Source organism: Micromonospora nigra (assembly GCF_900091585.1).
GTDB lineage: Bacteria > Actinomycetota > Actinomycetes > Mycobacteriales > Micromonosporaceae > Micromonospora > Micromonospora nigra.
In genome coordinates, this window is sequence record NZ_FMHT01000003.1 from 240,681 (window position 1) to 251,898 (window position 11,218).

Consider the following 11,218-nt stretch of genomic DNA (forward strand, 5'->3'; position numbering starts at 1 on the left):
GGTCACGATGTCTCCAGCTCGCGGTCGATCAGGTCGAAGATGTTCTCGGCGGTCGCCGACTCCAGGTCGTCGTCGCCAGCGGTGTCGGCGTGCCGGTCGGCCAGCCGGTCCAGCAGGCCGTGCAGCCGGTCGGTGATCCGGCGGAACTCGTCGTCGGTCGGGTCGAGCCCGTCGAGCGCCGCCTCCAGCCGGTCCAGTTCCCGTCCGACGCCTGCCGTCCGGTCGACTGCCGGTTCCGCGAAGTCGAACTGCGTCGCCAGGTACGCGGCGAGCGCCGCCGGCGTCGGGTTGTCGAAGACCAACGTCGCCGACAGCCGCAGCCCGGTGGCGGCTCCGATCCGGTTACGCAACTCGACCGCGGTGAGCGAGTCGAAGCCGAGTTCCCGGAACGCCCTGGTCGGTTCCACGCCCGCCGGGTCGCTGCCCAGGACGACGGCGACGTGCGAGAGCACCAGGTCGCGCAGGGCACGTTCCCGCTTCTCCCCGGGCAGGGCGCGCAGGGTGTCGACGAACGCCTGCCCGCCGGCGGCCTCGGCGGCGACGGCCCGCCGGCTGGCGGGGCGGGCCAGGGCCGCCAGCAGCGGAGGGACGGGCGCGCCGGACGCCGCCGTCGACGTGGAGATCTTCGCGGGCATCAGCACCGCCCGTTCCGACCGCCAGGCCGCGTCGAACAGGGCGAGGGCCTCGTCGTTGGTCAGCGCCACCAGTCCGCTGCGCTCCAGCCGCCGCAGGTCGACGGTGTCGAGATGACCGGTGATGCCGCTGGCCTGCGCCCACAGGCCCCAGACCAGGGAGACCGCGGGCAGGCCGAGGGCCCGCCGGTGCTCGGCGAGCGCGTCGAGGAACGCGTTGCCGGCGGCGTAGTTGCCCTGCCCCGGCCCACCGAACACCCCGGCGGCGGCCGAGTAGAGCACGAACGCGGACAGCTCGTGGTCGAGGGTGGCCCGGTGCAGGTTCCAGGCCGCGTCGACCTTGGGGCGCAGCACGGCGGCGAGGCGGTCCGCGGTGAGCGACTCGACGGTGGCATCGTCGATGACACCGGCGGTGTGCACGACCGCGCGTAGCGGATGCCGGGCGTCGACCATGGACAGCACGTGGGTGACGGCGTCCGGGTCGGCCAGGTCGGCGGCGACGATCGACACGTCCGCGCCGAGCGCCTTGAGGTCGGCCAGCAGTTCGTCCGCGCCCGCGGCGTCCGGGCCACGCCGGCTGACCAGCAACAGGTGCCGGGCGCCGTGCGTGGTGACCAGGTGCCGGCACAGCAGCGCCCCCAGGGTGCCGGTGGCGCCGGACACCAGCACCGTGCCGTCGAGCCGCGGTGCCTGCGGAATGGTCAGGGTCAGCTTGCCGACGTGTCGGGCCTGGCTGAGGAAGCGGAACGCTTCGGGGGCGCGCCGGACGTCCCAGGTGCGCCGGGGCAACGGCCGCAGTGCGCCACTCGCGAAGAGTGCCATCAGCTCGTCGAGCATCCGCGCGATCGTGGCCGGGCCCGCCACCATGAGGTCGAACGTCTGGTAGCTCACGCCGGGGTGGTCGGCCGCGACCCGCTCCGGGTCCCGCTTGTCCGTCTTGCCCATCTCCACGAACCGGCCGCCGGGCGCCAGCAACCGCAGCGACGCGTCGACGAACTCGCCGCTGAGCGCGTTGAGCACCACGTCCACGCCGCGTCCGCCGGTGCGCTCACGGAACTCGTCGACGAAGTCGAGGGTGCGCGAGGACGCGATGTGCGCGTCGTCGAAGCCGGTGGCGCGCAGCGCCGGCCACTTGCCGGGGCTGGCCGTGCCGTAGACCCGCGCGCCGAGGTGGCGGGCGATCTGCACGGCGGCCATGCCGACGCCGCCGGCGGCGGCGTGCACCAGCACCGACTCACCGGCCGTCAGCCGGCCCAGCTCGACCAGCCCGTACCAGGCGGTCAGGAAGACCACCGGCACGGCCGCCGCGTCGGCGTACGACCAGTCGTCGGGGATGCGGGTGAGCATGCGGTGGTCGGTGACCGCGACGGAGGAGAACGAGCCGGAGATGATGCCCATGACGCGGTCACCGGGGGCGAGGCCGGTGACGCCCGGGCCGACCCGGAGCACCACGCCGGCACCCTCGCTGCCCAGCACCTCCTGGTCCGGGACCATGCCGAGGGCCAGCACCACGTCGCGGAAGTTGAGCCCCGAGGCACGCATCCCGACGACCACGTGCCCCTCCGGCACCTCGTCCGTCCCCACGGCAACGGGCAGCAGGGCCAGGTTCTCCAGGGTGCCCTTCTCGGTGACGTCGAGCTGCCACGGCGCCTCGTCGCCGGGCAGCGCCAACGCGCCGGCGTCGCGCGCCCGGACCAGGCGGGCCGCCAGGACCGCGCCGTCCCGGATCGCGAGCTGCGGCTCACCGGAGCCGACCGCGGCGGCGACCACGGCGAGGGAGGTGGCCGCGTCGTCGGTGTCGAGCAGCGTGAACCGGCCCGGGTGTTCGGACTGGGCCGAGCGGACCAGCCCCCACAGGGCGGCACGGGCGACGTCGCGGGGAGCCTCGCCGGGGGCGGCGGCGACCGCGCCCCGGGTGTGCAGGACCAGGCGGGTCTGTTCCAGCCGCGGCTCGGCGAGCCAGCGCTGCACCAGCGTCAGGGCGTCGCGGGCCGTGTCGTGCGCGTCCGCGTCCGGGTCGACGCGACCCGCGTCCGGGCCGACGTACGGGGCGACCACGACATCCGGCACGTCGCCGCCGTCGTCGAGCGCGGCGACCAACGCCGCCAGGTCGACGGGGCCCGTCACCGGGTGCCCGGCGGCGGCCAGCCCGGCGGCCAGGCCGAGGGGGTCGTCGCCGAGCACGGCCCACCGCGTCGTGCTCCCGACGCCCGCGTCGGTCGCCGGCAGTGGCGTCCAGTCCAGGTGGAACAGCGCGCTGCGGCGCAGCGCGGCGGCTTCGTCGGCCCGGTCGGCGGTGACCGGGCGGAAGGTCAGCGACTCCACCGTGACGACCGGCTGTCCGGCCGGGTCGGCCAGGGTGACGGCGACCGTGTCCGGGCCGAGCGACCGGAGCCGCACCCGCAGCCGGGTGGCGCCGTGGGCGTGCAGGCTGACGGAGCGGAAGGCGAACGGCAGCCAGCCGGTGCCGGCGGGATCCGCCGGGTTGCCGAGCAGTCCGCTGGGCCCGGTGGCCTGGAGAGCCGCGTCGAACAGGGCAGGATGCAGGCCGAACAGGGGCGCCTCGGCGGCCACCGCGTCGGGCAGCGCCACCTCCGCGTACACCTCGTCGTCGCGGCGCCACACCCGGCGCAGGCCCCGGAACGCCGGGCCGTAGCCGAGGCCGCGCTCGGCCGTCTGCGCATACCAGGTGTCCAGGTCGGTGTCGACCTCGACGGCGCCGGCCGGCGGCCACTGCCCCGGTATGACCACGGGGGCGGCAAGTTCCGGCAGCAGCAGACCCTCCGCGTGCCGGGTCCACTCCCCGTCTGCGCCCTCCTCCAGGCGCGAGTGCACGGTGACGCTCCGCTCGCCGGTGGCTCCGGGCGCGCCGACGCGCACCTGCACCTGGAGGGCACCGGTGGTCGGCAGCACGAGCGGGCTGATCAGGGCCAGGTCACCCACCTGGCCGGCGTCGGCCTCGTCGCCCGCGCGGACCACCATGTCCATCAGGGCGGTGCCGGGAACGACCGCCGCCGTGCCGACGACGTGGTCGGCGAGCCACGGGTGGGTGTGCACGGACAGCCGCCCGGTGAGCACCACCGTCTGGTCGTCGGCGACCGGTACGGCCGCGGCGAGCAGTGGGTGCCCGGCGTCCTGGAGGCCGGCGGAGCTGACGTCCCGCACCCGGTGGGCGGGCGCCTTCAACCAGTACCGTTCCCGGTCGAAGGCGTACGTCGGCAGGTCGACGGTGTCGGTCCGCGGCAGGACCTTCGTCCAGTCGACGGGCAGGCCGAGGGCGTGGGCGGTGGCCAGGCTGGTCAGCAGTCGCGCCGGGTCGTCGTCGCCCCGGCGCAGGGTGCCCAGGGTCTGACCGGTGGCACCGGTGTCGTCGAGGATCGCGGTGACCGGCATCGTCAGCACCGGATGCGCGGACACCTCCACGAAGTTCGTGTGTCCGGCCTCGATCGCCACCCGCACGGCGGTGTCGAACCGCACCGGGTTGCGCAGGTTCTCGTACCAGTAGGCCCCGTCCATCGCGGTCGGATCGGCCCACTCGCCGGTCAGCGTGGACACCATCGGCGTGTGCCCGGGCCGGGGGGCGAGGTCCGCCAGGTCGGCGAGCATCCGCTCCCGGATCTGTTCCACCGCCGGGGAGTGCGACGCGTAGTTGAACCGGATCGGCCGGGCTCGCACCCCGTCGGCCTGGAACGCCTCCACCAGCTCCGCGACCTGCTGCGGCGGGCCGGAGATCACCACCGACGCCGGCCCGTTCCGCACCGCGACGACCACCTCGGGGTGATCGGCCAGCCGTGCCGCGACCTCGTCGGCGGGCAGGTCGACCGCCGCCATCGCCCCGGTGCCGGCGAGCCCGGCGAGCGCGCGGGCCCGCAGGATGACGGCCTTCGCGGCGTCCTCCAGCGACAGGACGCCGGCCACGCAGGCCGCTGCGATCTCGCCCTGTGAGTGGCCGATCAGGAGCCGGGGGACCACCCCGGCGTGCCGCCACACCTCGGCGAGGGCGACGCCCACCGCGAACAGCACCGGCTGGAGCACCTCCACCCGGTCCAGCCACGACTCGTCGTCGCCGGTCAGCACCGAGACGATGTCCACGTCCAGGTACGCCGCGAACGCCCGCTGACACTCGGCGAGCCGCGCGTCGAACACCGGACACCGCCCGACCAGCCCGGCGGCCATCCGCGCCGACTGTCCACCCTGCCCGGGGAAGACGAACACGGCGTCGGCCCCGGCCTCGCCGGTCGGCTCCGTCACCACGTTCGCCGCCGACGCTCCGGTCGCCAACGCGTCCAGCCCGGACAGCAGGTCGTCGACGCTCGTCCCGACCACCGCGGCGCGGTGCGGGAACGTCGAGCGGGTGGTCGCCAGCGACCAGCCGACCGCCGCCGGCTCCAGCCCTCCGTGCGCGCGCACGTGCTGCGCCAGCCGGGCCGCCTGGCGGGTCAGGGCGGTCCTCGACCGCGCCGACACCGGCCACACCACCACGTCCGCGTCCACCAGACCCGCGGCGGGCCTCCCCGGCGGGGCCGGGTCGGCGGCCGGGGGCAGGTCGGCGGGCTGTTCGATGATCATGTGTGCGTTGGTGCCGGAGACGCCGAACGACGACACCGCCGCCCGACGCGGCCGGTCCACCGCCGGCCACGGGCACGCCTCGGTCACCAACTCCACCGCACCGGCCGACCAGTCGATGTGCGGCGACGGCGCGTCCACGTGCAACGTGGCCGGTACGACCCCCTCCCGCATGGCGAGCACCATCTTGATCACACCCGCCACCCCGGCGGCGGCCTGCGTGTGCCCGATGTTCGACTTCACCGACCCCAACAACAGCGGAACATCACGATCCTGCCCGTACGTCGCCAACAACGCCTGCGCCTCGATCGGATCACCCAGGGTCGTGCCCGTACCGTGCGCCTCCACCACGTCCACATCCGCCGTGGACAGCCGCGCGCTGGCCAACGCCTGCCGGATCACCCGCTGCTGCGACGGGCCGTTCGGCGCGGTCAGCCCGTTCGACGCGCCGTCCTGGTTCACCGCGCTGCCCCGTACCACCGCCAACACCACCCGACCGTTACGCCGCGCGTCGGACAGCCGCTCCAGGAGCACCATGCCGACGCCCTCGCCCCAGCCGGTGCCGTCGGCCGCGGCGGCGAACGCCTTGACCCGCCCGTCGGCGGCCATTCCGCGCTGCCGGGAGAACTCCACGAACAGGCCCGGCGTCGCCATCACCGTCGCGCCGCCGGTCAGGGCGAGATCGCATTCGCCCCGGCGCAGCGCCTGCACCGCCAGGTGCATCGCGACCAGCGACGACGAACACGCCGTGTCCACCGACACCGCGGGCCCCTCCAACCCCAGGGCGTACGCGACCCGACCCGACACGACGCTCGCCGCGTTTCCGGTGCCGCCGAACCCCTCCACCTGGTCGCCGGCCACCACCAGCAGGGACCGGTAGTCCTGACCGTTCGTGCCCACGAACACCCCGGTCCGGGAGCCCCGCAACGACTCCGGAACGACCCCTGCCCGCTCCAGCGCCTCCCACGACGCCTCCAGCACCAACCGCTGCTGCGGATCCATCGCCAGCGCCTCGCGCGGGCTGATGCCGAAGAAGGCCGGATCGAAGTCCGCCGCGTCGTACACGAAGGCACCCTGGTCGGTGTACGTGGTGCCGGACTTCTCCGGGTCCGGGTCGATCAGCCGGTCGAGGTCCCAGCCCCGGTCGGTGGGGAAGTCGCCAACGGTGTCCACGCCGTCGGCGACCAGCCGCCACAGGTGCTCCGGGTCGGTGACTCCGCCGGGCAGCCGGCAGGCCATCGCCACGATGGCGACCGGCTCGTCGCCGTCGACGGCGGACGGGGCGACGGGCCCGGCGGGCGCTCCGGTGTCGCCGAGCAGGCCGGCGAGCAGGAAGCGGGCCAGCGCCACCGGGTTGGGGTGGTCGAAGACCAGGGTGACGGGCAGCGGCTGCCCGATCGCGGTGACGAGCCGGTTGCGCAGCTCGACGGCGGTCAGCGAGTCGAAGCCGAGATCCCGGAACGCGGTGGTCGCCGGGATCGCGGCGGCGTCGTCGTGTCCGAGCACCTCGGCGGCGTGTGCCCGGACCAGGTCGGCGAGGGCCTCCTCCCGGCGGGGCGGGGCCAGCCCGGCCAGCTGGCGGCGCAGCGTCGCGGCGGCCCCGTCGTCGCCGTCGTCGAGCGGCGCGCCGCCGTCGAGGGCCGCCTTCGCCTCCGGTACGCCCTCCAGCAGCGGCCGACGTCGGGCGGAGGCGTACGCGGGGGCGAACCGGGACCAGTCGACGTCGACGACGGTGAGGGCGACGTCGTCGTGCTCGATGGCCTGGTGCAGGGCGCTCATGGCGACGGTCGGATCCATCTCGGGCACGCCCCGACTGCGCAGCTTCTGCGCGGAGTCGGTCGTGTGCATGCCGCCCTCGGGCCACGGGCCCCAGGCGATGGCGGTGCCGGCCCGTCCGGCGGCGCGCCGGTGCGCCACGAGCGCGTCGAGGTAGGCGTTGCCGGCGGCGTACCCGGCCTGGCCCGCGCTGCCCCAGGTGGCGGCGATGGACGAGTAGACGACGAACGCGTCGAGTTCCTGGTCGGCGAGGAGGTCGTGCAGGTGCGCGGCACCAGCGGTCTTGCCGGCCGTCACCTCGGCCAGTTCGGTGGGGGTGACCGCCATGAGCGGGGTGGTCTGGGCGACGCCGGCGGTGTGCACGACGGTGCGTACCGGTGGACCGTCGGCCTGGATCCGGTCGAGCAGGGCGGCGAGGGCGGCCCGGTCGGCGGTGTCGCAGGCGGCGACGGTGACCCGGGGGCCGAGGTCGCGCAGTTCGGCCGCGAGTTCGGCGGCGCCGGGGGCGTCCGGACCGCGCCGGCTGACCAGCACGATGTGCTCGGCACCGGCCGCGGCGAGCCAGCGGGCGGCACGGGCACCGAGGCCGCCGGTGCCGCCGGTGATCAGCGCGGTCCCGGTGGGCGTGAAGCGCCGCACCGGGGGGCGGTCGCCGAGTTCCGCGCGGACCAGGCGTCGGACGAAGACGCCGGAGGCGCGGACGGCGAGCTGGTCCTCCCCGGCCGGCCCGGCGAGGATCGCGGCGAGCCGGCCGGCGGTACGGCCGTCGGGCCGGGACGGCAGGTCGACCAGGCCGCCCCAGCGGTGGGGAGCCTCGACGCTGATCACCCGGCCGAGACCCCAGATCGCACCCTGCCCGGGGTGGGTCAGCGGGTCGTACGCGGCGACGCTGGCCGCCCCCCGGGTGACCAGCCACAACGGCGCGTCGAGTTCGGCGTCGCCGAGCGCCTGGGCCAGGGCCAGGGTGGTGGCCAGGCCCGGCAAAGTGGCGTCCGCGTCGGCCGGTGGTTCCCAGGCGAGCAGGGACACCACCGCGGCGACGTCGGCCCCGGCCATGCGGGCGGCGAGCCCGGCCCGGTCGGCGTCGGGTTCGACGGTCAGCGTCACGAGTTCGGCACCGGCGTCGGTCAGCGCGGCCCGGACGTCCCGCACCGCCGGGTCGTCGTCGAGCCCGGCGGGCACCGCCAGCAGCCAGGTGCCGCCGAGGCGGGCGGCGGCCGGTTCGTCGGTCACCTGCCAGGCGGCCCGGTACCGCCAGCTGTCGAGGAGGGAGTGGGACTGCCGCTGGCGTCGCCAGTCGGCGAGGGCGGGCAGCAGGGTGCGCAGCGACTCGACGGCCTCGGCGTCGTCGACGGCGAGGGTGTCGCGCAGGGCGTCCAGGTCGGCGCGTTCGACGGCGTCCCAGAACCGGTGGTCGAGCAGGCCGGTGCCGGTGGCCGGAGCGGCGGGCTCCTCCGTGGGCACCCAGTAGTGCTGTCGTTGGAACGGGTAGGTGGGCAGGTCCACCAGGCGGCCCGGCCCGCCGGCGAACGCCGGCCGCCAGTCGACGGCCACTCCCCCGACGTACACCTCGGCGAGCGCGCGGTGGAACCGGCCGAGGCCGCCCTCACCGCGCCGGAGGCTGCCGGTGACCGTGACGGCGGCGTCGGTGACCGCCTCCGCGCTCTCCTGCACCGCCATCGTCAACACCGGATGCGCGCTGACCTCGACGATCGTGGCGTAACCGGCGGCGACCAGGGCCCGCACCGCCTCGTCGAAACGGACCGTCTGCCGCAGGTTGCGGTACCAGTACTCCGCGTCGAGGCCGGCGGTGTCCAGCCAGTCCCCCACCACCGTCGACCAGAACCGCACCCCACCGGAGCGCGGACGCAACCCGCCCAGCAGCTCCACGAGCTGGTCACGCAGCGGCTCGACATGCGGCGAGTGGGAGGCGTAGTCCACCGGCACCCGCCGGACCCGGACCTCGCGGGCCTCGTAGTGCGCCACCATCTCGTCGAGGGCGGCGACGTCACCGGACACCACCACGGACGTGGGCCCGTTCACGGCGGCGAGGGCGATCCGCCCGTCCCATCGCGTGATGGTCTCCGTCGCCTCCTCGGCGGTCGTGGCCACCGAGACCATCCCGCCGTCCCCGGCCACCCCGGCGACGACCCGACTGCGCAGCGCCACCACCGCCGCCGCGTCCTCGAGGGTCAACGCCCCCGCCACACACGCGGCGGCGATCTCACCCTGCGAGTGCCCGATCACCGCCGACGGGCGCACACCGTAGGACTCCCACAGCGCCGCCAGTGACACCCCGACGGCGAACAGGGTCGGCTGCACCACGTCCACCCGGTCCAGCGACGCCGCGCCGGGCACGGCACGCACCACGTCGAGCAGCGACCAGTCCACGTACGGACGCAACGCCTCCGCACAGGCGGTCAGCTTCTCCGCGAACACCGGCGCGGTGTCCAGCAGTTCGGCGGCCATGCCCACCCACTGCGAACCCTGCCCCGGGAACACGAAGGCCACCTCACCGGGGGCTCCGGCGGTCCCCGTGACGACCTCCGACGTGGTCCGTTCCTCGGCCAGCGCGGTCAACCCGGCGGCCAACTCGTCCCGGTCGGCGGCGAACAGCACCGCCCGGTGCTCCAGCGGCGAGCGGGAGACCACCGAGGTCCAGGCGATGTCCGCCGGGTCCAGGTCGGCCCCGGCGGCGACGTGCCCCGACCAGAGCTCGGCCTGGCGGCGCACCGCGGTGCGGGTACGGCCGGTGAGCAGCACGGGGGTGGGCGCGGGACGGTCCGGCCGCTCGGCGTCGGCGGCCGTCTGCTCGGGCTGTTCGAGGATGATGTGCGTGTTGGTGCCGCTCATCCCGAACGAGGAGACGGCGGCCCGGCGCGGCCGGTCGGCGGCCGGCCATGGCGTCGGCTCGGTGACCAGGGCGACCGCCCCGGCGGTCCAGTCGACGTGCGGGGTGGGCTCGTCGACGTGCAGGGTGGCGGGAACGACACCGTGCCGCATGGCCAGGACCATCTTGATGATCCCGGCGATGCCGGCGGCGGCCTGGGTGTGCCCGATGTTGGACTTGATCGAGCCGAGCAGCAGCGGAGCTGCCTCACCCCGGTCCTGCCCGTACGTGGCGAGCAGCGCCTGCGCCTCGATCGGGTCACCGAGGGTGGTGCCCGTACCGTGCGCCTCGACGACGTCGACCAGGTCGGGGGTGAGCTTCGCGCCGGCCAACGCCTGCCGGATGACGCGCTGCTGGGCGGGCCCGTTGGGGGCGGTGAGCCCGTTGCTGGCGCCGTCCTGGTTGACTGCCGAGCTGCGGATGATCCCGAGCACCGGGTGACCGTTGCGGCGGGCGTCGGAGAGCCGTTCGAGCAGCAGCACGCCGACACCCTCACCCCAGCCGGTGCCGTCGGCGGACGCGGCGAACGACTTGCACCGCCCGTCGGCGGCGAGGCCGCGCTGCCGGGAGAACTCGACGAACGGGCCGGGGGTGGCCAGGACGGTCGCCCCGCCTGCCAGGGCCAGGCCACACTCGCGCTGGCGCAGCGCCTGGCAGGCGAGGTGGACGGCGACGGACGACGACGAGCAGGCGGTGTCCACGGTGAGCGCGGGGCCTTCGAGCCCGAACGTGTACGCGATCCGGCCGGAGACGACACTGGCGGCGGTGCCGGTGAGGACGTACCCCTCGACGCCGGGGGCGCGGTGCATGACGGCGGCGTAGTCCTGGCCCGAGGTGCCCATGAAGACGCCGGTGCGGCTGCCGCGCAGCGACAGGGGCGCGATGCCGGCCCGCTCGAACGCCTCCCAGGTGACCTCCAGCAGCAGTCGCTGCTGCGGGTCCATGGCCACGGCCTCGCGCGGCGAGATGCCGAACAGGGCCGCGTCGAACTGTCCGGCGTCGGGCAGGAACCCGCCGGAGGCGGTGTACGAGGTGCCGGGGTTGTCGGGGTCGGGGTGGTGCAGCCGGTCGAGGTCCCAGCCCCGGTCGGTGGGGAAGCCGCCGATGGCGTCACCGCCGGCCGAGACGAACTGCCACAGCTGCTCCGGTGAGCTGATGCCGCCGGGGTAGCGGCAGCTCATGGCGACGATGGCGACCGGCTCGGACTCCTCGGCGGTGACCTCGCGCAGCCGCTGACGGGCCTGGTGCAGTTCGGTGACGACACGCGTCAGGTACTCGCGGAGCCGTGCCTCGTCCGACCTGGTCGGTCCCGAACCCTCGTTCTCCACCGGCACGTTCGTCATGGTTGGTCCCA

At 75.2% G+C, this 11,218-nt stretch carries 1 protein-coding gene; it reads right to left on the reverse strand.

Features of this window, described 5'->3' with window-relative positions:
• Window positions 1-2 precede the first annotated feature (2 nt).
• A complete protein-coding gene (locus GA0070616_RS01590; protein WP_425412978.1) occupies window positions 3-11,198 on the reverse strand; it encodes a type I polyketide synthase in 11,196 nt (3,731 codons plus the stop codon).
• Between the last annotated feature and the right edge of the window lie 20 nt (window positions 11,199-11,218).